The sequence below is a fragment of the Leptolyngbya sp. ST-U4 genome (assembly GCF_039962215.1).
Taxonomy (GTDB): Bacteria; Cyanobacteriota; Cyanobacteriia; order Elainellales; family Elainellaceae; genus Leptolyngbya_A.
The window spans coordinates 953240-978047 of sequence record NZ_JAMPKZ010000001.1; the positions used below are offsets into that span (position 1 = coordinate 953240).

21 protein-coding genes are annotated in these 24808 nt (G+C 51.3%); 10 read left to right on the forward strand and 11 right to left on the reverse strand.

Annotated elements, in window-relative coordinates:
- The first annotated feature begins 16 nt into the window (after positions 1–16).
- Positions 17–853, forward strand: a complete 837-nt coding sequence (locus NDA02_RS04140) for a CheR family methyltransferase (RefSeq protein ID WP_242067489.1) — start codon at positions 17–19, stop codon at positions 851–853.
- A complete protein-coding gene (locus NDA02_RS04145; protein ID WP_242067490.1) occupies positions 807–2204 on the forward strand; it encodes an ATP-binding protein in 1398 nt (465 codons plus the stop codon). Before NDA02_RS04140 ends, NDA02_RS04145 begins: the two co-directional genes overlap by 47 nt.
- A gap of 121 nt (positions 2205–2325) precedes the next feature.
- Here the strand turns inward: NDA02_RS04145 and NDA02_RS04150 are convergent, their stop codons facing one another.
- Both NDA02_RS04150 and NDA02_RS04155 read right to left on the reverse strand, forming a co-directional pair.
- Positions 2326–3096 (reverse strand): glycoside hydrolase family protein, encoded by a 771-nt coding sequence (locus NDA02_RS04150; RefSeq protein ID WP_347277907.1) that lies wholly within the window; start codon positions 3094–3096, stop codon positions 2326–2328.
- Between the two features lie 92 nt (positions 3097–3188).
- Positions 3189–3848: an SDR family oxidoreductase gene (locus tag NDA02_RS04155; RefSeq protein WP_190793428.1), complete on the reverse strand. Its 660-nt coding sequence runs from the start codon at positions 3846–3848 to the stop codon at positions 3189–3191.
- Between the two features lie 527 nt (positions 3849–4375).
- On the opposite strand from NDA02_RS04155, the gene NDA02_RS04160 reads away from it, so the two are divergent.
- Positions 4376–5107 carry a DUF1997 domain-containing protein gene (locus NDA02_RS04160; RefSeq protein WP_190793429.1) on the forward strand — a complete coding sequence of 244 codons (732 nt, stop codon included), beginning with the start codon at positions 4376–4378 and terminating at the stop codon, positions 5105–5107.
- Between the two features lie 505 nt (positions 5108–5612).
- Here the strand turns inward: NDA02_RS04160 and NDA02_RS04165 are convergent.
- The 3 genes from NDA02_RS04165 to NDA02_RS04175 all read right to left on the reverse strand — a co-directional run bounded on the left by NDA02_RS04165 (position 5613) and on the right by NDA02_RS04175 (position 9454).
- A complete protein-coding gene (locus tag NDA02_RS04165) occupies positions 5613–6425 on the reverse strand; it encodes a CAP domain-containing protein (protein WP_199296719.1) in 813 nt (270 codons plus the stop codon).
- Between the two features lie 283 nt (positions 6426–6708).
- Complete coding sequence (locus NDA02_RS04170) at positions 6709–8541, reverse strand: SBBP repeat-containing protein (protein WP_190793430.1); 1833 nt, start codon at positions 8539–8541, stop codon at positions 6709–6711.
- Between the two features lie 148 nt (positions 8542–8689).
- Positions 8690–9454, reverse strand: coding sequence for a hypothetical protein (locus NDA02_RS04175; protein WP_190793431.1), 765 nt, complete (start codon positions 9452–9454; stop codon positions 8690–8692).
- A gap of 265 nt (positions 9455–9719) precedes the next feature.
- Between NDA02_RS04175 and NDA02_RS04180 the strand changes: the two genes are divergently transcribed.
- On the forward strand, positions 9720–10172 hold the full coding sequence (locus tag NDA02_RS04180) for an SRPBCC family protein (RefSeq protein ID WP_190792482.1): 453 nt from the start codon (positions 9720–9722) through the stop codon (positions 10170–10172).
- Between the two features lie 122 nt (positions 10173–10294).
- Here the strand turns inward: NDA02_RS04180 and NDA02_RS04185 are convergent, their stop codons facing one another.
- Complete coding sequence (locus tag NDA02_RS04185) at positions 10295–11371, reverse strand: alpha/beta fold hydrolase (protein ID WP_190792483.1); 1077 nt, start codon at positions 11369–11371, stop codon at positions 10295–10297.
- Positions 11371–11793, reverse strand: coding sequence for a hypothetical protein (locus NDA02_RS04190; RefSeq protein WP_190792484.1), 423 nt, complete (start codon positions 11791–11793; stop codon positions 11371–11373). The genes NDA02_RS04185 and NDA02_RS04190 overlap by 1 nt, the downstream gene beginning before the upstream one ends.
- A 190-nt stretch (positions 11794–11983) precedes the next feature.
- On the opposite strand from NDA02_RS04190, the gene NDA02_RS04195 reads away from it, so the two are divergent.
- From NDA02_RS04195 to NDA02_RS04215, 5 genes are all read left to right on the forward strand, one after another.
- The gene (locus tag NDA02_RS04195) at positions 11984–13051 is read left to right on the forward strand and encodes a sulfate ABC transporter substrate-binding protein (RefSeq protein ID WP_190792485.1); all 1068 of its coding nucleotides are present in this window, start codon (positions 11984–11986) and stop codon (positions 13049–13051) included.
- Between the two features lie 386 nt (positions 13052–13437).
- Complete coding sequence (gene tkt / locus NDA02_RS04200; protein ID WP_190792486.1) at positions 13438–15450, forward strand: transketolase; 2013 nt, start codon at positions 13438–13440, stop codon at positions 15448–15450.
- Between the two features lie 141 nt (positions 15451–15591).
- Positions 15592–16200, forward strand: a complete 609-nt coding sequence (locus NDA02_RS04205; protein WP_190792487.1) for a hypothetical protein — start codon at positions 15592–15594, stop codon at positions 16198–16200.
- Entirely contained in the window at positions 16200–16958 is a 759-nt protein-coding gene (locus NDA02_RS04210) for an ATP-binding cassette domain-containing protein (protein ID WP_190792488.1), read from the forward strand. The genes NDA02_RS04205 and NDA02_RS04210 overlap by 1 nt, the downstream gene beginning before the upstream one ends.
- A gap of 34 nt (positions 16959–16992) precedes the next feature.
- Positions 16993–18876, forward strand: coding sequence for a GUN4 domain-containing protein (locus NDA02_RS04215; RefSeq protein WP_348254453.1), 1884 nt, complete (start codon positions 16993–16995; stop codon positions 18874–18876).
- Here NDA02_RS04215 and NDA02_RS04220 read toward each other — a convergent pair.
- From NDA02_RS04220 to NDA02_RS04230, 3 genes are all read right to left on the reverse strand, one after another.
- A complete protein-coding gene (locus NDA02_RS04220; RefSeq protein ID WP_347277873.1) occupies positions 18836–20605 on the reverse strand; it encodes an LCP family protein in 1770 nt (589 codons plus the stop codon). The genes NDA02_RS04215 and NDA02_RS04220 overlap by 41 nt on opposite strands.
- Positions 20606–20727: 122 nt before the next feature.
- Positions 20728–21063 (reverse strand): hypothetical protein, encoded by a 336-nt coding sequence (locus tag NDA02_RS04225; RefSeq protein ID WP_190791967.1) that lies wholly within the window; start codon positions 21061–21063, stop codon positions 20728–20730.
- 29 nt (positions 21064–21092) lie between these two features.
- Positions 21093–22355, reverse strand: coding sequence for a serpin family protein (locus NDA02_RS04230; protein ID WP_348254454.1), 1263 nt, complete (start codon positions 22353–22355; stop codon positions 21093–21095).
- 201 nt (positions 22356–22556) lie between these two features.
- Here NDA02_RS04230 and hpsU point away from each other — a divergent pair, with 201 nt between their 5' ends.
- The gene (hpsU, locus tag NDA02_RS04235) at positions 22557–23138 is read left to right on the forward strand and encodes a hormogonium polysaccharide biosynthesis acetyltransferase HpsU (protein ID WP_348254456.1); all 582 of its coding nucleotides are present in this window, start codon (positions 22557–22559) and stop codon (positions 23136–23138) included.
- A 22-nt stretch (positions 23139–23160) separates the two neighbouring features.
- Here hpsU and glgA read toward each other — a convergent pair whose 3' ends face one another.
- A complete protein-coding gene (gene glgA / locus NDA02_RS04240) occupies positions 23161–24621 on the reverse strand; it encodes a glycogen synthase GlgA (RefSeq protein ID WP_348254457.1) in 1461 nt (486 codons plus the stop codon).
- Between the last annotated feature and the right edge of the window lie 187 nt (positions 24622–24808).

The window sequence follows — 24808 nt, forward strand, 5'->3', positions numbered from 1 at the left end:
TTTATCAGGAACCTTTATGCCCGTCCTTATGCAGCTTGCCGAACTTGAGGATCTCGAAATTCAGCTTCTTTTAGAGGGAGTGAATCGCTACTATGGCTTCGACTTTCGAAGTTACTCGAGCGCGTTAATTAAACGTCAGATTCGAGATCTCATTCAAACCGACAAGCTGCCCAACATCTCTCGACTGCAAGAAAAGATTTTGCATGAACGTGCCTATATGGAGCGTTTTTTGCTGAATCTGTCTGCAAATCGTACAGGGATGTTTCATGACCCCAGCTTTTACCTGGCATTTAGAACTCAGGTTGTGCCGCTGCTGCGAACTTATCCATCCGTTCGGATCTGGTATGCCGGATGCATGACCGGGGAAGAAGTGTATGCAATGGCAATCCTACTGTGGGAGGAGGGCATTTATCCTCGCTGCCGCATCTACGCAACTGATATCAATGAATCTGCTCTCGCTCAAGCACGAACGGGCGTTTTTACCCTTGGACGGACACAGGAGTATGCACTCCTCTATCAACAGGCAGGGGGAGAACAACTGCTTTCGGAGTACTATACAGTTAGAAACGATAGTGCAATCGTCCACTCATTTCTAAAGGAGAACCTTGTCTTCGCAGCCCACAACCTAGTGACGGATGCTTCTTTTAATGAATTTAATGTCATTCTCTGTCGCAATGTTTTAACCTTCTTAAATTCTGAGCTTCAGGCAAAGATTCATCAGTTATTCCACGACAGTTTAGGGAGATTTGGGATTCTAGGCTTGGGACAGCAGGAAAGCTTGAAGTTTTCACCGTATCAGCAGTGCTATGAGCTATTCGATCCTCAAGCACAGCTCTATCGGAGAATTGCCTGATCACCAAGCGACCGTGATTGTCAAGGGTAAATTAGGGATGACTCAACAAATCCACCATGTATTATCAACTCCTGCTTCTTCTCTAATCACGCCGGAATCGAAAGTGAATGTCCTCCTTGTGGACGATCGCATCGAAAATCTAGTTACGCTAGAGCGTGTATTACAGAGCCTGGGGCAGAACTTGGTCAAAGTGCAGTCGGGAGCTGCCGCATTAAAATATTTACTTCAGCATGATGTCGCTGTGATCCTGCTGGATGTGCAGATGCCCGGTATGGATGGCTTTGAAACAGCAAGGCTCATTCGTCAGCGCGGTCGATCGCAGCACACTCCCATTATTTTTCTAACTGCGTTTGCGGAAAGCGACGATTTGCGCTCTCAGGGCTATACGTTGGGCGCAGTCGATTATTTATATAAGCCGATCGAACCTACCATTTTGACTTCTAAAGTCTCTGTTTTTATTGATTTATTCAAAAAGAATCTCGAAGTTCAGCATCAGGCAGCCCAACTGATTGCTCAAAACGCAGAACTTATCCGTGCTCAGGTTGCTCGCCAGCAAGCCGAAGAAGCAAACCGCATAAAAGATGAATTTTTAGCGATCGTCTCTCACGAACTGCGAACGCCCCTGAACTCAATTTTGGGCTGGTCGCAGCTCTTGCTGAAGCGGGAGTTTGAGCCTGCTAGAATGCGACGGGCACTCGAAACGATCGTATACAATGCCCAGGCTCAGGTGCGGCTGATCGAAGACATCCTCGACGTATCTAGGCTGATGCGCGGCAAGGTTGAACTGTCGATTCACCCGATCGACCTACCCTCTTTTATTGAGGCAACCGTAGAATCGATTCGTCCCCAAGCCGAGGTGAAATCGATCCGGCTCGACGTGCAGCTTGATCCGACCGTGGCAAGCGTGAGAGCAGATTCAGTGCGGTTGCGTCAAATTCTCTTGAATTTACTCACCAATGCAATTAAGTTCACCTGCGAAGGCGGAAACGTTAGCTTACAGGTTCGATCGAATGCTAATGGCATAATCAGGCTGCACGTCAGGGATACGGGAATCGGCATCGACCCAGAATTTCTACCTTATATCTTTGATCACTTTCGCCAAGCCGATAGTTCTTCCACTCGCAGCCACGGTGGATTAGGACTCGGACTTGCGATCGTCCGTCAGCTCGTCGAACTGCACAACGGCACAATCGAAGCCCATAGCGACGGCTGCCACCAGGGAACCACGTTTACGGTGCATCTGCCAATCGGCGATCGTCAGCAAGAAGAGATTGCTGAACTTTTACCAGAAATCATGGCATCAACCTGTGAAAGGCTCAGCTCCCTGGAAAGATATGAAGCTCAAGCGTGAGAATTAATGCGGGATGCAATCAATGCGGGACACGATCGAGAATCGACAGCCTATGCTGACAAAAACCCGTATTCTAAAAACCGCATTCTAGCAAGTACCTTTTAATAGGAAAGAAGAACTTTTAACTCGATGTGCCGCTCAGTTCCTCTTGCAGCATCGCCTCATAAAGCTGCGGCAGTCGATCGCTCATGTCGTTTGTTTCAATTCCATAGCCCAAACTAGTCCAGACGGGCGAAAGAATTTGCAGTACTTCTGAAAGCTGTCCCTGTTGCAGCAGCGCAGATAAATCCACTCCCCAGACTTCCGAGTCGCTGAGCCAGCGATAGACCACCTCATCCTGATACTGTGGCTCAAAGCTGTAGTGCTGCCAGAACCAGAGCCCAGACGGATCAGGATGGTATTTTTCTGCCTGCTCTTCCCAGGTGGTGGTAATAAACTGGTAGCGTCCGGCTGCCGTGGTGCAGTCGCCCTGATTCACACCAACTGTAATCGGCACACAGCGATCGGGATGCTGGTTAAAATCCTCAAAATGTTCGCCACCAAACAGCAGCGTATAGGGCTTGGGACCGTTCGATTCACTCGCAGAGATCGTTCGCATTAAAGCGCGGATGTAGGGGTCGCCGCCTTGCTTCACGAGGGGCGGGTAGTTGCTGCCGTCTAACTCAAAGCTCGATCGTGGTTTTGAGGGAATAGCATTCCAGAGAATACTGACGGTTCCCAGGGCAATTAACCCTGCCGTTAGCTGGCGCAGCAGCAACCCAACCGAAGAGGGAGACTTTTTGTTTCGCTGGGACAATCGCCCTGAAACGCCATCAGGAATAGAAGACTCAGGAGCAACAGAATCAGAAACAACAGAATTAGGAACAGAAGACTCAGGATGGTTTGAAGTCACAGCTCAATTAAACTTGACCAGGACAAATCTTTCCCATCCTAGCCTAGTCGGGCTGCCTTGAGTTCCTGCCGATCGATCTCCCAATCTATCCACTAAGCCACCCCCGCAAACATCGCCTCATAGGACAAAGCCGGTGCGTCGGGCTTGGCAACAATTTCCACGATTTTATTTTTTGCTTCTGGCTGCGATAAAGCCTCCACACAAACCTGCGCGACTTTCGATCGCGGAATACTGCCATCAAAGAGCGTGTCTGCTTTAGACATAACGATCGCATCGGTATTGTCTTCGTTTTTGAGCCCTCCCGGTCGAACGATCGTGTAGCTCAAGCCGCTTTGCTGCAAATATTCTTCTGCCCGCTTTTTCCACACTAAAATCAGCCAGAACAAATTGAGCGGATGCAGCAGTTGAGAGGTACAGAGCGAAGACACCATGACAAACTGCTGGATTCCCTTCTCCTTTGCCACATCAACAAGATGCTTGGTTCCCTCATAGTCCACCTTGTATGGACCTGTGGGGTCAAAACTGGGGGCGGCTCCCGTCGCAGATAGCACCACCGTACAATCTGCCATCGCTGTCCGCAGAGTTTCTGGTTCCAGCACATCTCCCACCACGCATTCTGCCTCTGGGGGCAAAATTTGCTTTGCCTTATCTAGATTTCGCACCAGTGCTCGCACCGAAATGTTACGGCTCACCAGTTCCTGCACAATCCGCCGTCCGGTTTCACCTGTAGCCCCTGCTACAAACACTTTCATACGCTGCCCCTTTACTAGAAATTAGACGATTGAGTGAGTCGATCGAATCAAACAATTGAATCAGAGAATCGAATTACCTGATGAATGAGTCAAATCCTGAATTTAAGCGATCGACCTTAAATAATGAACTCCGGCTCCTCAGAATTTTACAAGAGTAAATTTGTGGCTTGGCTGCTCCAGTTTAGTGAAAATTCAGTAAATCAGTTACTGGCAATTAACAATCTCTATCAGTCGCTGCTTTTGCGGATGCATTCCGCTGTCGCCCCTGCTAAATCTATGCTTACCAGCTTTCTATCCGTAGATCGATCGAGGGCATCCTTACTCGGACAGGATATGCTAGACAAGATTTTAGTCTCATCTCTCCCCTGACAGACTGTTTGCCTGAGGTTTAAGATCTACAGTCAGAGCGATCGGCAGGATTGTTGAAAGCAACCCTGAGGAAAACTGGAGCGCGTCCTCCTTGAAAGGCGCCGAGAAAGAAGCCGACCTACAGCCAAGATTGCAGGACTATCGCAGGAACGGAGCGTATGCAGTCAAACCCAGCAGAACATTACTCCATTGATGCTTCTCCGATTTTGGAAGCCAGTGCCCACCGGACAGAAGGGCATTCCCTTAATGCGGAGCAGCTTTCCCGACGAGGTCGTCCTACCGAAGATTGCCTCAGCAGCGAGCCAACCCGCTTTCATGGCACGTTTGCCAGCAGCATGGAAATGTATGCCGAAGCGCGAATGGTTGCCCAATACCTGGATGAGCATCGGGAATGGTTTCCGCGCTGTGCTCATCCAATGCAGTCTGAGTCGATCGGGGAAACAGGTTATGCCCTTACCGTCGGTCGATTTGGCGCGTTTGGCTATGATGTCGAACCCAAAGTCGGACTCGATCTACTGCCGCAGCAGGCAGGCATTTATCGCATTGCTACGGTTTCAGTGCCAGGATACGAACCGCCCGGATACGATGTTGATTTTCAGGCAGCCCTTCAGCTTGTCGAAATTGAACCGGATCGGTCGCTTTTTGCGGCAAAAGAGCGGGCACAGCTCCCCGACAAAATTACCCACGTCGAATGGGAACTCGATTTGCAAGTGTTCCTCCACTTTCCCCGCTTCATCCAGGCTTTGCCCAAGTCCCTAGTCCAGTCCACAGGCGATCGTCTCCTGAACCAAATTGTGCGCCAAGTCTCCCGACGACTAACCCAGAAGGTACAAGAAGATTTTCATACCACTGCTGGAGTGCCCTTCTACAAAAAGAAAAAAGGTCTTTAGCGAGCGTCAGAGCAGGCTGCGAGTTGAAGTTTAGGGGGTTAAGTCTCCCCCTAATTCTCCCTAAATGGCTACTGGGTACACACTAAGCGAGTTTATTCGTATTTGAGGTACTGCAGCCCTCTAAATCCCTAATCTTGGGGAATTTCCGAACCCACAATCAGCTCAGTTCCGCCCAGCATTGACCCGTCAGGACGTTCAGAGCCATTTCACCCGCTGGTCAGACTGATCAGTACACAGTCGCTTTAGGAGCTGTATAACCCGCTTACTGAAGAAACACTTCCTGCCAGGTGTAGTTCTCTCTCAGCTGCTCGGTATAAAACTCCCTATAAAAAAGACAAAGTAAGGTAGGGGAAAGTAGCAGGCTCTCTCACTCGCAATTTCTCAACCTGCTCACGCTCTCCTCAAACCTTACTATGGGCAACCTTACTATGGGCGATCGAGGAAAGAAAGCACAAGAACAAAACATACGCCCACTCTCACCTCCCATCCCTTATTCCCTCATCCCCTACATCGGCGCAGCCAAAACTTGTGTCCAATAATGATTCCAGTTCTCAGTGCCCGTATCACTTGGCATAAAGTAATACCCAACTCCGATTTCCCTTAGTTTGGGGTCAAGCAAATTAGCCCGATGTCCGGGACTATTGATCCAGCCTTGCACCACACTGACAGCTGTTGTATGTCCTGCACCAATATTTTCAGCCACCCGCGACCAGCGATAGCCTGCGGCAGTTGCTCGTTGACCGGGCGTAACGCCAGTGGGGCTGGTGTGATCGAAGTAATCCTCCAATGCCATGTTCTGGCTTTGGGTTTGGGCAGCCGTGCCTAACAGCGGATTCAGCGTCACGGGGGGCAAGCCATTTTGACGGCGAAAATCGTTGGTAAGCGACACAATTTGATCGATCACACTCACACTCACAGGCTGGGGTGCGGGTAAGCCAGTTTGCAGCGAGCTGCTGTTAGACGACGCACTGGTTTCAAGATTAAGCTGATAGCGGTTTGCTCCTTGTCCTCCAGCAGAAACCTGGAGGTAATAGGTTCCGGCTGCTAATTGAGAGCGGCTTACCTCTTTTTGCTGAAAACTTATCTGAGCCGATTGCACAATTTCGCCCGTATCAATTCGTCCGTTGAAATTGCGGTCTTGAACTAGCCTTAGGTTTGCTCCCTGCCTAGAGCTTCTAAACTTGATGCGAATGCCGCTGGGCTGTGCTAAATCAAACCGAAATAAATCGCTTGAGTTGCTGGAGTTCACTCGATCGCGAATTGCCGCCGTGCTGGGAATTCCTTTTGCAGCACTGAGGTCAGAAAGAGTTCTACGCATGATTTCTCCTAAAGCAAACGCAAGCTGCGTTCACCGATAGCAAGTTACAGTGAGCGATCGTCTTGCCAAGATTCAGAAGTCAAGGCGCATAGACGAATAAATTTGGGGAAATTGACAAAATAAGAGTTCCTGCAAAGCTTGGGGCAAAGCTCTGAATCGATGTTTGAGCGAAAGGTTGAGTCAAGGATTCCCTGAGTCAGAGATGCAGCCAGGGAATCAACAGGGAATGCAGGAAACGTTGGGGCAAAAGGTCAACAGGGGAATTGCCGTTTCTCAGTCGTCATCAAACAGGGCTAAAGCTGTACTGAGCAGCCCAAGCATCAAAGCTACCCTGATTATTTATACCGCCATTTAGGAAAGTTCCTTGAGTTTGTCCCGCTAGGTAAACCGTGTACGGCGAGTTGAGCGCGGCGTTAGGCGCAGGGTTCACAACGATTAAACTGTACACATCATCGTCCTGCGGCGTACCGACCAGCGTACTGCCGAGCAGCGTTCCCGCCGAATCAAAGGTGGCAAGCCAGCCATCGGACAAGCCGAGTGGGGCATTGCCAAAGAGTGATCCGGTCGTTTCCCCGGCCAAATAAATTCGATCGCGATCGTCGATCGCAATTGCCTGAGATTCGTCAAGCTGAGCCGTCCCAAACTGTTTGATCCATTGGCGAGTGCCATTGGAATCGTACTTCGCCAGAAAGGCATCGCTGCCGCCTGCGCTCGTTTGTCCCGGAAGGGCACCGATCGTATCGCCCGTGATGTAGACATTACCACCGCTGTCAACAACGACTCCGCCCGCTAGATTTGTGCCCGGAGCCTCGATTGTTTGATGCCAGAGCCTTGCTCCATTGCCGTTTAATTTGGCGACAAAGGCATCGCCGCCGGTAAGCGGATCGGTCACATTAGGGGTTAGCGTAGCGTTGGTAATCCCACTGAGGTAGATATTACCTTGAGCGTCGAGCGTGATATCCGTGCCGCTGCTGGAACCTGAAAGCTCATTCAGTTCTACCACCCATTGCTGATTTCCACTGCTGTTGTATTTGGCAATAAAGGCTCGACTGGGCTGACCGAAGCCCGCTACTGGGGGTAAGCCGCGCAGGAAGCCTGTGACATAAACGTTGCCCTGAGCGTCGATCGCAATTCGCGAGGCAGCATCGGCAGCCGGAATAGCAGCACCCGGCGCAACTGGAATATCAGTCGTTGTGGCGATCGTTGCTGACCAAAGCGGTGTTCCATTAGAACCATATTTGACAGCGTAGCCATTGGGATTGGGAACTGGTCCCAGAAAAGGAATAGTCTCTGTTATTACATCAATACCGGAGACATAGTAATTGCCTGCGCTATCGGCGACGATGTCGGCTGCTACATCCGTTCCCGATCGCCCAAACTGTCTCAGGATTGGGGCAGATCCTTCAGTGCTAAGCTGCGCGACATAGCTATCTCGATCGCCTGCATTTGCTCCGCCCAAATTACCGTTGGTAGACCCTGCAACAAAAAGCGTCCCGCCGTTGACTGCAATTCCATAGGCATAGTCATTGGCACTGCTTCCAAACTGACGCACCCAGTTTCGGGTAAAGGACTGAGAAGCGGGTGGGTTCGTTGGCGGCGAAGGCGGGGAAGGAGGAGGAGGCGAAGGTGAAGCAGGAGGAGGAGGCGAAGGTGAAGCAGAAGGGGACGGTGAATCTGTTGGAAGCGGAAGCGGCGTTGCACTAGCCACCAGTCGATAAGCGGTAGAATTTTTGCGGAAGTAGAGCCGCAAATAGTATTCCCCTGCATCCAGCGTCAGGTTTACAGTGTTAGAGCTACCTGAAGTTGCTTTCGATCGCGACAGAAAAGTGAACTGCCGCCGCAAATCTTTTGGTTTGAGCTGTCCCAGATTAGTTTGGCGAAGCCGCTTCCACGGTTTACCAGCAGTGGATTTTGGGATAAATACGTCAACCCCGATCGCACTTTTGCGTTGAATCCCGCTCACTTGCAGCGTTAGGGTACTGCGACTGCTCAACCGAAGCCGGGCAACGTCATTCCGGTCTTGCCGATCTAAAGCATCTCGAAGAGAGACGGGGGCTGCAAGAGAGCCTAAGTTTCTTGCTGCTCGCAGGCGATTTCCGAGACGATCGGCTGGCATGAGCCATGCTCCTCCTGAACGTACTGTAGACTCTAGCCTGCCCTAATTCCTCCGACGATCGATCAAAATGCTCCGTACTTATACAGAAATTTTCAGGTCTGTAAAATTTTACTCAAAGAAACCTCAGTATGATTGACGAAGCCTAGACCTATCGTTCATTGTTAACAATTCGCTGTGTGCGAAATGTAACATTCACGCCCTCATTTGATTGTTCCAATACCAGCAGAGGAGTGGGCTTTGCTTTTTGATCCCAGTGCATCGTGGCAATTCTGCCCTGAATCGTTGGCTGCCAGTTCTCCTCACCGCCCTGACTCATGTATTTTTCCATACACTCAATAATCTGGGCGATCGTGGTTGAGGTGGGCTGAGTCGGCAGCTTAGCAAGCTTGATCTGAATCCGAAACAGCACTCGTCGATTCGTTCCTACAGGTGAGCCGGATGGGTCGTATTCCACATCAAAAATTTCGTCGATCATTCGTCCTGTTGCACTGGCAATGCCGACAATGCCGTTGTCTGCCTGGGAGGGACGTAAGGCGATCGTAATTTTTTCTTTGACTCTAATTTTAATTTGATTAACAATAGTAAAGTGAAACTGCTCTTCCTCCATCCGCATCCGCAGATAGTCAAGGTTAAACTCGCGGGAGTGGATCAGGTCCGGATTGCGCTCCATTTTGCTGATCGTGCCCAGTGCTAACTTCAGCTTTTTTTGCAGTTCTCGATTTTTGAATTCCTCAAACCGCCGCTGTTTTTCGAGCTTGGTCGTGCGGATTTTGTTGTAAATCGCTAGCCCGATTAGCAGCAGCGTGAGAATACCTGACGTTGCCATCCAGATCTGCTGGAGCGAGAGTTCAGAGGCTGGGGTAGCAGGCTTTGCCTGAGCCAGATGAGGTTCGACATGAATCAGTAGAGACATGGCTAAGTGGGATCAGAGCGATCGACAGTTTTTGGTTGATATGAATTATGCAGTTAGGATGCCCCTGAGACATGGACAGAGAATCATCCTTACACACATCTTTCCAGGCAGCTTGCTGGGAACCCGTACAGTTTTTACAGGAACTTGTACTCATAGAGAAAAAAGCTAGTTGTTCGCAGCACCTTAGAGGAGGAATCGTTCCTTTCCTGCCGCTCGATTGCTAAAGTAATGCAAGAGTACGCCCGGTTTTAGATGTCAAATTTTTATGTCAAATTGGCTTGAGCATAGTGTCCAGATCGAGGTTCCCGTTCCAATGGAGCAGGTTTGGGGGTTGTGGGCTGACCTGGAGCAGATGCCGAACTGGATGAAATGGATCGAGTCTGTGAAGGTGCTGGAAGACAATCCCGATCTGTCGCGCTGGAAGCTAGCAACCGGAGGACTAGAGTTTAGCTGGAAATCGCGCATTCTCAAGCAGATTCACCATCAGATTATCCAGTGGGAGTCGGTTGACGGGCTGCCTAACCGGGGCGCAATTCGGTTTTACGATCGCGGCGAGTACAGTATTGTGCGGCTCAGCGTGTCCTATGCAATTCCAGGCGTGATTGGCAAAATTATGGACAATTTGTTTTTGGGACGGGTGGTTGAATCGACGCTTATGGCAGATCTGGAGCGGTTTAAGGAATATGCGATCGCCGCTCACACAAATTCGGCTGCTTAACTGAGTATTTTAATTGAGCAGTCATTTTTAATAGAGGGCGTGCAGTAAACGGTCAGCCTCAGTTCAAGGTTTTGCAGCCCCCCACACCCTCAAAAGGGGGGACTTTATAAGGTTGAGCAGACCTAGGCTGACTGCCGATCGATCCATTCTAAAATTCGATTCCATGCCCACCAGGGGTCACAATCGCCGAAGCGACGTTGGCAGGCTTTGCTGCTGAAATAGCCCACATGACCCCCATATTGGGTCAACATCAGATCGATCGCTTCATTTGACGCGCAGGCAGCCTGGAGATCAGGAACGATCGTCGGGTCAAACAACGGATCGTCTGCTGCATACAGAATCAGCGTTGGCTTGGTCAGGTGAGGCAGCAGGGGTAAAGGACTACTGGCATCGTAGTACGCCTCAACCGAGGGAAAGCCTAATGGTTTAATCACCAGTTCGTGATCAAAGCCCCAGATACTATTTGCCCGATCGATCGCCGCTGGATCGAGACTGCCCGGATGATATTGCCGAATTTCTAGGGCAAGCTGCTTAAGGGCACGGGCGATTCCCCGTTCCAGATGTTTTCCCAATGGATCATTCATCAGGTAGGCAAGCGATCGGTGGGAATCCAGACTGGGACAAATCACCGCTCCACCTCTTAGATCGGACGGCTCAATGCCCAAATCGGCAAAATTCTCAGCGTGAGATGCTTCCTGAATGCCCCAGAGCGCAAGCTGACCGCCCAATGAGTAGCCTGTAAACCAGAAAGGCGGCGGACAGCCCAACGCTTTTGCCTTTGCCGCGATGTGAACGAAATCTTGCCCTTCATAGATTCCATCAGAAGTGAGCGTCGGCGACAGCTCTGCTGTTTTGCCATGTGCCCGCCAGTCGAATAAGACGACCGCATAGCCCTGAGCAAATGCCTTGCGTCCGAGAAGTTGCAGAAACCACTGATTTTCCAGCGTGCCCGTAATTCCGTAAGTTCCCACGATTGTCCCCTTAGGCGACTCTGGAACTGCCACCCATCCGAAAATTGGCACATTACCCTGCCCCAGAAATATCTGGGATCGATAGGAAGGCTCAGGGTCAATCGTCCACTGTTGCCACTGACGACTCGCTTGCAGGGCTATGAATACCGTCATCGCATAGCCATTGCGTAAGCCCCACGGCGGCAAAAAAGAAGTATCCAGAACACCTGAATTTTTGAGGGAACTCATTAAACTCCTGACGGTTCAAGGGCTTGTTTCACCTGACGCAAAATTCGGGCACGACTGGCGATCGTCGCCGTTTCGCCTTCAAGCTGCACATAGATTTTACTGGGCGATAGGGTTCCTGCCGATCGCTCAAAAGTCAAAACCTCACCTTCTTCTGCCGTTTTTTCGTATCCCATCTGGCTCAGCGTACTTTCAAGCTGATTTACAAATTTCTTTCTGCTTGCAACTGAAACCGTCAGCGTGGTCGTACGGTTGAAAGAGGTTCCCAGCCCCCCTGCAATCAGTCCGGCGATCACCCCCAGGATCTGCGGTACGCCTGTTTCTGAACCAAAATGCAACCCTCGAATTGTGACAAAACCGACAATGACTGCTGTTGCTGTGAAGTAGTAGAGAAACGTAGGCAGTACACCAGGTCCAAATTGCATTGCGGGTAATTCCTAACTTCATTGTTTTTATAGCGTTTTTTGGGGAGGGGTGAGTCGGTGGGTAGGTGAGCGAGTGTACCTAGATACCCAACTTATCCGATAAACTTACTGGACTTTCTGTTGGCGATCGGTTAGTCTCAAATCCATAGTTGAGTATCCTGATTGATTTACCGTATTTTGGAGGGCAAAGATGTTTCAGATTCGTAAACTGCGGCGATTTGTGGCGCTGCTGCTGGCTGGGGTTAGCTTGAGCATTAGCCTTGCGGCCTGCACAGGCAGCGGAACAACCCAAACCACTGCATCTGGAGACGGCAATTCAGCAGGTCAGCCTGCCGAGCTAACGTTTGTCTCTTTTGCGGTAACTCAGGCTGCTTACGAAAAGATCATTCCGCTGTTTACGAATAAATGGAAGCAGGAACATAACCAGGACGTAACCTTTAACCAGAGCTACGGCGGTTCCGGTTCTCAAACTCGCGCGGTTATTGATGGACTGGAAGCCGATGTGGTTGCGCTGGCACTGGCACTCGATACACAGAAAATCGAGAAAGCAGGACTGATTGAGTCAGGTTGGGAAAAAGAACTACCCAACGACAGCATCGTGACGAAATCGGTGATTGCGCTGGTAACTCGCGAAGGCAATCCCAAGAATGTGAGATCCTGGCAAGACTTAACCCGCAGCGATGTAAAAGTGATCACGGCGAATCCGAAAACTTCTGGAGGTGCGCGCTGGAACTTCCTAGGACTGTGGGGTTCGGTGTCACAAAACGCTGAAGATGCGAAGGCACTGCAATACGCCACTGATGTTTTCAAGAACGTGCCCGTGCTACCCAAAGATGCTCGCGAATCAACTGATGTCTTCTTTAAGCAAAAGCAGGGCGATGTGCTGCTGAACTACGAGAACGAAGTGCTGCTGGCGAAACAAAAAGGCGAAGTGCTGCCCTATGTGATTCCTGACCCCAATATTTCGATCGACAATCCCATTGCAGTAGTCGATACCAATGTAGACAAGCACGGCACCAGGGAAGTTGCAGAAGCGTTTGTGCAGTTCCTTTACACCCCTGAGGCGCAGCGTGAGTTCGCGAAGGTTGGCTTCCGTCCTGTAGATACTTCCGTTGCTCAGGAGTTTGCCAGCGAATACCCCAAAATCAAAAATCTAAGCACTGTGCAGAATTTTGGCGGCTGGAGCCAGGTGCAGGAAAAGTTCTTCGATGATGGAGCTGCCTTTGACAAGATTCAGGCACAGGCTGGACAAGGCTAGTTTAGCAAGTACCAGTTATTTGCTCTGATTGTGGTGCCCAATCTTTTGAGCTTGCCACTCAGAACATCGCGTCAGATTCTCCTCTCTTTAGGACTCGATCGCTTTACTCTCAACGAGTGGGGCGATCGATTCTTTAGGCGGGTTAGAAGCTATTGCAGGCATCCTCTCCCGGTTTCGATATCCTGCTGCTTAAGAGAAATCCGTTTTGTATTAGGTTTAAAAGGGACAAAGGATAGATCATTCGCCTCATAAGTTATAAACTATAAGCAATATCGATAAGTATAGTTACTTACTGTTTGTGATCCGGTCTTCGTGTACTGGACGCAGATTTTGAACTGCTGATCTCCTGTCCATCTCGCCAAGCCGTTTGTTGAATAGAGGAAGTCATGGCTGTCGCAACAACCCAATCGATTGAGGAATTGTGTGTTAATTCGATTCGCTTTCTAGCAGTCGATGCCGTTGAAAAGGCGAAATCGGGTCATCCCGGACTGCCTATGGGAGCTGCGCCGATGGCGTTTGTCCTGTGGGATCAGTTCATGCGGTTTAATCCCAAGAATCCCAAGTGGTACAACCGCGATCGGTTTGTGCTGTCTGCTGGACACGGCTGTATGTTGCAGTATGCCCTGATGCATCTGACGGGCTATGACAGCGTGACGCTGGACGATCTCAAGAGTTTCCGTCAGTGGGAGTCGAAAACCCCTGGACACCCAGAGAACTTTGAAACGCTCGGAGTCGAAGTGACCACAGGTCCGCTGGGGCAGGGCATTGCAAATGCGGTGGGTCTGGCAATGGCAGAGGCACACATGGCGGCTCGCTTTAATAAGCCCGACAGCACGATTGTTGATCACTATACCTATGTGATTCTGGGCGATGGCTGCAATATGGAAGGCGTTTCCGGTGAGGCTTGCTCGCTGGCAGGACACCTGGGACTGGGCAAGCTGATCGCGCTGTACGACGACAACCATATTTCGATCGACGGCTCCACCGATGTGTCGTTCACCGAAGACGTGAGCAAGCGGTTTGAGGCGTATGGCTGGCACACAATCCACGTTGAAAACGGCAATACGGACCTGAAGGCGATTGCGGCGGCGATCGAAGAAGCGAAGAAAGTCACCGACAAACCGACGATGATCAAGGTGACAACGACGATCGGCTATGGATCGCCCAACAAGGCAAATACGGCAGGCGTTCACGGTTCTCCGCTGGGCGGCGACGAAATTCAACTTACCCGCGACAAGCTGGGCTGGACCTATGGCTCGTTTGAAGTGCCCGAAGACGCGCTGAACCACTTCCGTCAGGCAGTCGATCGCGGAGCCAGCCTGGAAGCCGAGTGGAACGAAACCTTTGCCCAGTACAAAACCAAGTACGCAGACGAAGCGGCTGAGTTTGAGCGCATGATCAGCGGCAAGTTGCCCGAAGGCTGGGACAAAGCTCTGCCTGTCTACAGCCCGGAAGACAAAGCACTGGCAACCCGTCAAACTTCAGAAAAAACGCTGAATGCCCTGGCTCCAGCACTGCCGGAACTGGTTGGCGGCTCGGCAGACCTGACCCACTCCAATCTCACCTATCTAAAGGGTTTTGGCGACTTCCAGAAAGGCAGCTTCGGCGGACGCAACCTCCGCTTTGGGGTACGGGAACACGGCATGGGCGCGATCTGCAACGGCATGGCCCTGCACGGATCGGGTTTGATTCCTTACGGCGCAACCTTCCTGGTGTTTACCGACTATATGCGGGCGGCAATTCGTTTGTCTGCGCTGTCACGCTGCGGCGTGATCTGGGTCATGACCCACGATTCGATCGCCCTGGGCGAAGATGGCCCGACGCACCAGCCGGTGGAGACGATCGCCTCACTGCGAACCATTCCGAATCTGACGGTGTTCCGTCCGGCTGACGGTAACGAAACCTCTGCGGCCTACAAAGTAGCAGTGGAGTACGCGAATCAGCACCGCCCGACGTTGATGGCAATGTCGCGTCAGGGTTTGCCCAACTTGGGTGGGTCGATCGAGCAGGCGACGAAGGGCGCGTATGTGTTGTCCGACAGCGAAGGCACACCGGATATTATCCTGATCGGCACGGGCAGCGAAGTTTCCCTCTGCGTTAAAGCGGCTGATCAGCTTCGGGGCGAAGGCAAGAAGGTGCGCGTCGTCTCCATGCCGTCGTGGGAAGTATTTGAAGAGCAGGATGCCGCCTACAAAGAGTCCGTTCTGCCAAAGAACGTGAAGAAGCGGTTGGCAGTGGAAGCCGGAATCAGCTTTGGCTGGTGTCGCTATGCCGGCAGCGAAGGCGATACGGTCAGCATCGATCGCTTTGGCGCATCGGCTCCGGGTAGCGTGTGTATGGAGAAGTTTGGCTTCACCGTTGATAACGTGGTGAGCAAAGCAAAAGCTCTGCTGGGCTAAAGCAGTTTCATTGCTACATCTCCAATGAAATAACAGGGTGGGCTAATTGCCTGCCCTTTTTTTGGCGATCGTGAGAATAGCAACCCATGCAGAAAAACCTGTAATACTAAAACTGAAACCGTTTTACATTCTCAATCGCCCGTGTCTCAAGCTTCTGACCTCACTGCTCCTAAGCTGGATTTAAACCAGCCGCAGGTGTTTCGCCTGTCACCCCTGATTCGGCTGACACTGCTGTTGCTCTACATTGCGCTGACGCTGCCCCTACCGTTTCTGGCAGATGTGACCGAGGCTTCGGTGTCATCCCGACTGCTGGCGATCGGTTTAGTCGTTGGGTTGGGGCTGCTGTATGTCGCGCTAACCGAGCGGGTGACGGTGGACGAGCAGGGCATTCGGGTGAGCTATCCGGGCTGGATTTCTTGGTTATGGCGCAGGGGATGGTCGCTTCAGTGGTCAGAGATTCAGGCGTTGAAGCCGCGATCGACCGGACAGGGCGGTATTGTCTATTACTTTCTTAGCCGGAGCAGTGATACGGAGCAGTTCCCCTATCAAGGTAAGCGGGCGTATCTGCTGCCGATGCGAATTGTCGGCTTTGCTCAGCTCGTTCGGATTGTGGAAGCCAAAACGGGAATTGATACGCGAGATGTCAAGCCTCTGGCACAGCCCTGGATGTATCTGATTTTGCTGCTGTTGACCCTAATGCTGCTGGCAATCGATGCCTGGACGATCACCACTGCGCTAGGGCAAGCATAATGCGATCGGCTGAAACCAATCCGCTTTTGCAATTAGAGCAGGTGAGCCTGCAAACGGGAATTGGGGCGCATTACCTGCTGCAAGACGTTTCATTTCAGGTATTTTCGGGCGATCGGGTGGCGATCGTGGGCGCGTCGGGCGCGGGCAAAACGACGCTGCTGCGGGTGCTGAATCGGCTAAGCGAAGTTTCTCAGGGGCAGGTGTTTTTTCAGCAGCAAGAAATTCGGCAAATTCCCCCGGTTGAGCTTCGGCAGCAGGTGGTGCTGGTTCTTCAAGAATCAAAATTGCTTGGAATGACGGTACGCGCCGCTTTGAAATATCCGCTCCAGCTTCGCAAATTGCCCCAGCGCGAGCTTGAACAACGAATGCAGCTCTGGCTGGAACGACTGCACATTCCGCAAGAGTGGCTGGAGCGATCGGAGATTCAGCTTTCGGTGGGACAACGACAGCTTGTAGCGATCGCTCGAGCATTAATGACTCAGCCAAAGGTGCTTTTGCTGGACGAGCCGACTTCTGCCCTTGATGCTGGACGCGCCCAAAATTTGCTGGAGGTGCTGAACGATCTTTCACAGACAGAAGGCACGGCAATTTTGATGGTGAATCATCAGCTTGAGCTGGCGCAGCAGTTTTGCACCCGGATGCTCTTGCTCGATCGCGGTCGATTAGCCGCTGATGCCCCGATCGATCGCCTTGACTGGCACGAGGTGAAAGAAACTCTCCTTCAGAGGGAAGTCGAAGCAACGGAAGAGTGGGAGTAAGATTAGGATTCAGATCGTTAATCGAGATCCTGTTATGACTTCCGCATCAGAGCAGTATCGGGAAATCGTTCGGCACTATGCTCCTAACGGGCTAATCTCGCCTGATGTCCGGCAAATTCTAGAGCGACAACAACGTTATCTAAAGCTATTAAGCCAGGAAGCTGAGGCGATCGAGCGATCGGTTTTACAGTTAGACTTTCAGGCGGATTCACAGACAGATTTGCAGGCGAATTCAAACTCGGATTCACAGGCGGATTTCCAGACGAGCTTTCAGAAGGACTTGCAGACAAGTTCACCGTTAGATTCACAAACGGATTTACCGTTAGATTTGCAGACGGATTCGCAGACGGATTCGCAGACGGATTCGCAGACAGATTCACTATTAGATTCACAGTCTGCCCAACAGCCCGATCCCAGCCCAGTTTTGCTTGCTGAACACAACCTCGATCAAGCGACCCATCAAAACAGCCCAGTTGCACCTACTCTAGAAAATTTGGCAGCACCCGCGAACGCTAGTCCTTCAGAGACTCACACTGCGCCAGAACCAGAGCCAGCAGCGGTCACGCCTGAGGAGCTGTCCAATCCAGAAGCCATTTCTCGTTATCAAGCTGCTTTTGCCCAGGCAATTCGGTTTCAGTTTCCGCTGAACGAAGTGCTGAAGTTAGGCTTGCGATCGTTGCAGCAAACGCTAAATCTGACCGATCAGCATATAGAGGCGATCGAAATTCGCAGCCTTGAGGCACTGGACGCAGAGCAGCAGCAGTACAAAGCAAACCTTGAGAAATATCGAGAAGAGTTTGAGGGTTCGAGAGCTTTTTTATATAGCGAGTCAGTGCAGGATGAGCTGTGGGAGCTTCAGCGCAAGCTCAAACTTCGGAGTGAAGATGTGCTGAGGCTAGAACGGGAAGTCATGCAGGACGCAAGGCGCGATAGCCATCATGAGGCTTTTCCGCCGATCGAAGATTCCTTTGCCTCGGCAGGCATTCAGGCTCTCGAAGACAAAATTAAAGATGAATTGTTTAACCCCACAAATTCTGAACCCGGTCATAGCACGTCTCGCCCCTTAGTTTCAACCGCTCACCTGAAGCCCGAAACGCGAGTGACCGAAGAAGCGGATGTCCTTTTCGCTGATAGTTCGTTGAATCAATCTCAACCTGGGTCCAAGGTCAGCGCAAATGCGAATGCTAAACCGAATACCCAGGAGAAAAATTCAGGCTCTCAGGAAGGTTCTACAGTTGGTTCTACAATTATCGTTCAATCGGAGCTGGAGCAAGCTTTTCAGGAATTAGAAAAGCATTTAGGCAAGGAAGGACAGCGCGACTGGTGGGAAGCAGACCAGATAACCTTCGAGATTTTGCTCAAGCTTTCCCCCAATCCCTCCCTGAACTGGCTCAATATGCAGGCGATCGAAACAATAACGCAGAACGATGCCCTGGAGCGAATCGATCGCCTATGGAGTGTTGCAAGCGAAGGCAGATACGGCTTATTCGCTCAGCAAGAGGTCTATAAGAAAGTGATCAAAGACCTGCAAGACGAGCATCAAAGCAAGCTGAAAGGCGATCGCTTACAGCAGCTTTATATCCAGGAATTTGTACGACGAATTGGTTGGTGGGATAATCGGCTGCAATTTCTCAAGTTTTACAAATGGCTCGATTTCCATACAGATCTGGCAAGCCGTCCTGATATTCCGGCGGGGCAGTTTCCGGCTTACTGGTTCTGGGTAATTCCGCGTCCATACGCCTTTCAGCTTGGTGGCATCGGGTTCGGACAGGGAGGCTGGCGCGTTGATGTGTCGCGCTTACGGGCATGGATGACCCGGCTGAGAAACTGCAAGCTAGAGCCGTATGAAAAATATGTTGCTTCTCCGTCCCAAAAACCTACGGCGAACTCATCGTTTGAGGATCTGCCGGACCTGTGAGACTTGAGGGGGAAGGGTTGACCGCCGGATCAGGAATGGTTTTCGGTTCCAGCGTGGGATCGGCAACCAGGGCAGGAGTAGGCTGAAACACATCCGTTCCCAGTCGAATCGTCACATCGGAATCTAGATCTCCGGTACTTTCGACCAGCACCTCCCCAAAGCCCAGACTTTGCCGGACTGCCTCAGCACTGGCAACATCGCCCCCCTGCGCCACAATTTGAGTTATCGTCAAGGGTTCGTTCCAGGGCTGATCAAGGTAGACATTCGCATAGCCGCCCGTTTTTAGCGTGGTCATGAGCTGATCGATTGCCCGATCGTTTCCGGTGCTGTTTTGTACCACAATCTGGGCAGTGGTCGGCGTGTGGGCAATGGTGCTGCTGGCAGCAGGGAGACCAAAATACTGCTGCATCATTTGAGCAATCTTGGCTTGGCTGGGCAGCCAGTAGCTCGCCTCAAACTCAGCACTGGAGCTAAAGCCACCCGGCAGCATCAGCATTTTCACGTTTGGACGATTTGTTTGAGCTGTGAATCCTGCCAGAGCAACCAGTTCTTCAACGTTTAGATTAGTATCCAGATTCGATTGAATCACGGAAAGCACCTGCGGCATTTTGGCAAGCGTGACAGGTTTAATCGCCTGTTCTACCAGTGCTCGCAGAAACATTTGCTGTCGCTGCACCCGCCCAATATCACCAAACTGGTCGTAGCGAAACCGGAGAAACTGAACTGCCTGATTACCGTTTAACCGCTGCTCACCCTGCTTGAGATTGATATAAAGATGCTGTGAATCGTCTTTGTACGACATATCCTGCGGCACGTTGATCTTTACACCGCCCAGTGCATCGATCAGTTTTTCAACCCCCTGCACGTTGATTCGCACATAGCGATCGATTTTGACGCCGCCCAGCAAGTCTGTCACCGATCGGGCAGCAAGTGCCGGACCGCCGTAAACATTGGCTTCATTGAGCTTGGTTAAGCCTGCACCATCGATCCACGTGCGAGTGTCACGCGGCAGAGAAAGCACTGTAAGCTGATGAGTCTGAGGATCAAACCGCACCAGCAGCATCGAGTCTGATAAGCCATCCAACGAGTTCACGACGGCGTGATACCGCAAATCGCGCACCTCAGGCGGCGGATCCGAGATCTCGGAAGACAGCACCTTAATCCCCAGCACCAGCACAGTCACCGGACGGGTCAACTGCGGTAACTGCAAATTCGTCCCGCTGGCGATCGGCTCATCCTGATTAAACGCTTTTGCGTCTTCCGCACTGAGCTTACTCTGCATCAGCGGTGTGCCAGAAATTGCTACTGCCAGCAGCGCACCCGCCGAAGCCGAAACTGCCGCCACCACCGTCAGCCCCACCGTCAACCCCAGCCAACGCCATTTGCCCGACCCGAAGCCGTTTTTCTTCGGCAATTCCTCTGCTGAAGCTGGCTCAACTCTCTCCGAAGTCTCTGCCCCCGGACTGGTTGCCGAATTTGCAGCGATCGGGTTCACACAGACCGGATTAGTATTCATCGAATCTAAATGATCCTCTAAATGATCCGCCTTGTCCGACTTAGCACCCATCTGATTGGAGGCAGCAGGAGTTGAAGCCACAGACGAACCACGAGACTGTTTTTGATTCTGGAAATCAGCGGGCAGAGAATCAGGTGAATTGCCAGCAGCGTTGGCAGCAGAATTATTCAGCGACAGGAAGTTTTTCACACTCAGCAACTTTTCAATCAGCACAGAATCGCTATACCTGGTGTAACTATAGGCGCATTATCACCAAGTTGACCCAATTCTAGAAGAAGATTTGCATTGCGATGAAAAAACTTTGCATTAGAGCTGGAATTTAATCGATTCTTTAATCAATTCCTTCTCAGCAAATCGAGCGGCTGCCGTCGCCAGAGCCGAACCATCAGCCAAAGATTGGTCAAGAAATAGCCCGAAGTTAGCAGGCTTGCCAGGATCAGCAAAGGCACGATCGCCGCCTGATGAGTCTGCACTCCCACTTGCAACAGCAAATTTCCTACTAGCCAGCCCAGCGCGAGTTTTACGGCAAGTTGACTGGTCTGACGCTGTTCCCTTGTGCCGTTTCTGCAATAGAGCGTCCAGAGTGCCGGGAAAAAACCAACGATCGGAACGAGGCAGAGAAACATTTGCAGACGTTGAAGGTTTGCCTCACCGTAACGATCGTTCTCCATCCTGATTTCTCCCATTTGATTACTTTTGCTTAGGTTAATGACTGAATCGTGCCGATAAATAGAATCGTGCCCGTTTGCTCGTCCCAGATTGCACAAAGGAAAGGACGATCGATCGTCATTTGAAAGGGCGGCTGGGGTAAAGCAGCACGAACGGCAACGGCAACTGAGGTAGCAGCAGCGGCTTCGGTTCCTTCTTCGTTCACTTCCAGCAGGGTTTTGTGCTGCACATCGCTAATATAGGCAGGCAAAGAACTCATTTCACCAAAATTGGCTTGCCGATCGTCAAACACGAGTTCCATACCAATCGCCTTCAGAGACTCGACCAAACTCGTGCCATATTCCACCTTAAAGCGCGGAAGCTGTACTGTACCAGGACGCGAAGAAAATTGATTCATCCAGGTTTCCCAGTGGCTATGGCTCAAGCTTTGGGTCAATTGGTTCAGGCTGCTGGTCGGTTTCGGCAAAAAAATTGCCATCTGCCAGCGTTCGTTGCCGTAGGGTAGCCGCACTGCCTGAAACTGCTCAGTTTCTAGATAGTGAAACTTTCCCCGCTTTGTCATTAAAGGCTGCGTGATCGTCGTGCCGTCTCCCTGGTGAAAAGGGCGATCGATCGTTTCATCAGGATTAAATGGATTTGTCCATTTGCCTTTGAAATAAATCGCGTTAATCAAAAACAAAATATCGTTGGGATTGATTTGATTCACAATCTTGTCGATCTTGCCTTGCGTCTGCTGATTCACCCAGAGATTAATGCGATCGATTGCACCCGGATCGTTAAAGTCCAGATCCGTAACTTCTGCGCCATAAAATTCCTGATTGCGCTTCAGAAACGCTGGATTGAAATTGATGCCCGATCGTCCCCAGAGGGAATTTGCCACGGTTAGCTGCACTGCCGGGTCAGAACTTCTCCAGGCTTCCAGCAAGGCACGGTTTGCTTGATTAATTTCCGCTAGACTCATGCCCTGCATTTCCAGCGCGTTTTGCATGGCCTCCTGAGTCGCTGCACTTGCGCCGTTATAAGTCATGCTGAGGGCGATCGATACGCTGCTCGGCGAAATCAAAACATTCTCACCCTGGTTTTGCTCTAGCAACCGGGCAAACAGCTTGAAACCAAAGCGTGTATTCGCTGCGACAAATGCCGAATCCACCGTCGAAGTTTGCATCGATGAAGATGAAGAAGAGGACTGAGCTGTTGCCCGATGCGGAACTTGCAATGCCCAATATCCCACGATGCCAAGCAGTATACTGCTAACCCCAATCATCATCAGCCGTCGCGTTACAGAATAAAGCATTTGTCGCCTCCCGCAATTTGCCCGTTTTGAGGTTGTCCTTCGCATAACGCCTGCAATTAGATTGCCTTTGAAATGGACGAGCGGCGATCGGGTTACTCATTTTGTAACGAGAACTCAAGGGACTGCAAAACCCCAAGCATCCCTGTGAGAACGGGTCGGTTCATCGGGAAAGCTAGCCTCAGTCCTGTTCTTTTCTACCTCATGGTTCCTCAATCTCGTGCTGTTGCGCCTCGATCGCTCGTTGACCTTCGCCGCTACGATCAATCCCACTTCGATCGCGGTCGGTCGGGCTGGATCATTTTGCTGTGGTGGTTTTTGCAGGCGATCGTTTTTCCCATCACGCCCCATTCGCTGCATCTGCCGAGGATCTGGCTCTTGAGGTTATTTGGTGCGGCGATCGGGGAAGGCGTCATGATTCGTCCGACCGCACGATTTACCTATCCGTGGAAAGTCAGCATTGGCGACTGGAGCTGGATTGGCGATGATGTAGTGATTTACAGCCTCGATCGCGTTCACATTGGCTCCCACTGCGTCATCTCACAAAAAAGCTACCTTTGCACCGGTAGCCATGATATTCGCGATCGGGCTTTTGCCCTTAAAACGGCTCCGATCGCGATCGAAGATGGAGTGTGGATTGCAGCAGATTGCTTTATCGCGCCTGGAGTGACGATCGGGGCAAATGCGGTAATTGGGGCAAGAAGTACCGTCTTCAAATCGATGCCAGAGCAAATGATTTGCTGGGGAAACCCGTGCCAGCCCCAATCCAGACGCGAACTAACTTAAGAAATTAGCTCCAGAAACGAGCTCAAGAAATTAGCTCAGGCTGCATATCTTCCGGTACGTCTGCAGCTCCGCCATTGAGTGAAGGTTCAGGCTGGAGCGGGTCAGCTTCGGGCAATCCCAGAACTCGACGATATGCCCGATCGTATTCCACTGCTGACTTTTCCCAACCAAAGTTTTGCGCCATACCGCGCTGCTGTAGCTCTCGCCACTGGTCTTTAAAGTGATATGCCTCGTAAGCCCGCACCATACTGGTAAACAGATCGAGCGGCTCGTAGCGATCGAAGCAGTAGCCCGTGCCTTCATGCTCCATCGGGTTGTTGTGCGTCACCGTATCGACCAGTCCACCGGTTCGCCGCACGATCGGCACAGAGCCATAACGCAGGGCAATGAGCTGGCTAATGCCGCAAGGCTCAAACCGAGAAGGCATCAGGAAGGCATCGCTTCCGGCATAAACGCGTCGTGCCAGCGTATCGTTGTGCAGCAAATAGGCGGCAACCCGTCCGGGAAAGCGTGAAGCCAACTGCCAGAGCTGAGTTTCGTAATAGCGATCGCCCGTTCCCAGCACCACAAACTGTGCGTCTGTGTAGGAGATGAAGCGATCCATCACCTGAATAATCAGATCCAAGCCTTTTTGCTCGACCAGCCGGGACACCATGCCGACGAGAAACGCATTGGAATTGACTTCCAGCCCTAGTTCTTCTTGCAGCGCGATCTTGTTGGCGAGCTTATCGTCCAGTTTTTCGGCAGAATAGTTTTCCTGAATGCGGCGATCGGTTTCGGGGTTAAACAGGTCGCGATCGATGCCGTTGAGAATGCCAACAAGCTTACCGCTAACAAAAGACAGCAATCCCTCAAGCTGTTCTCCGTAGGCAGGGGTTTTAATCTGATCAGCATAGGTGGGAGAAACAGTCGTTACTAGATCAGCAAACTGAACTGCCGCTGCCATCGTGTTGTGTCCCTGCATATACCACGGACACCAGGCAAACTGCTCCAGCCGCCACCGCCACGGACCCTGATATGCCAGGTTGTGAATCGTAAAGATAGTTTTAATATCGGGTGTTTCATGCATCCACACCGGGATCATGCCTGTGTGCCAGTCATGGCAGTGGATGATGTCAGGCTTCCAGTAGTTCCAGCAAAACTCAGCCGCTCCATTGGCAAACAGTGTGAACCGCCAGTCTTCATCTTCACCAAAATAGACTTGGCGCGGAGCGAAGGAGGGATGGGAAAACAGGTAAAGCGGCACCTCTGAGTTGGGCAGCTTCGACTCGAAGACCTGAAATTCTTGAAACATCGCAGTTCCCTTCCAGAGGGGCTGCTTCGGAACTTTGATTTTGTCCGAGACAAAGCCGTAATAGGGCATAAAGACTCGCACATCGTGCCCCATTTTTTGCAGCACCTTAGGAAGTGCGCCTACGACATCTCCCATGCCGCCCACTTTGGCAATCGGAGCCGCTTCCGCCGCTACAAACAGAATCCGCATACTCGCCTTGTGTCCCCTGCAATGAAAGAACCTGTGACTCTCGATTTCCCCTAAGGGGAACTGCTTTACATCGCTTAAAAATCGAGAGTTTTACAGTCCTTATCAATCTACAACAATCCAGGGACAAAACCGCGATCGATTCTACGGGGCTGTCTTGCAGGAGAACTGATAAAGCCTTTGATTCCCC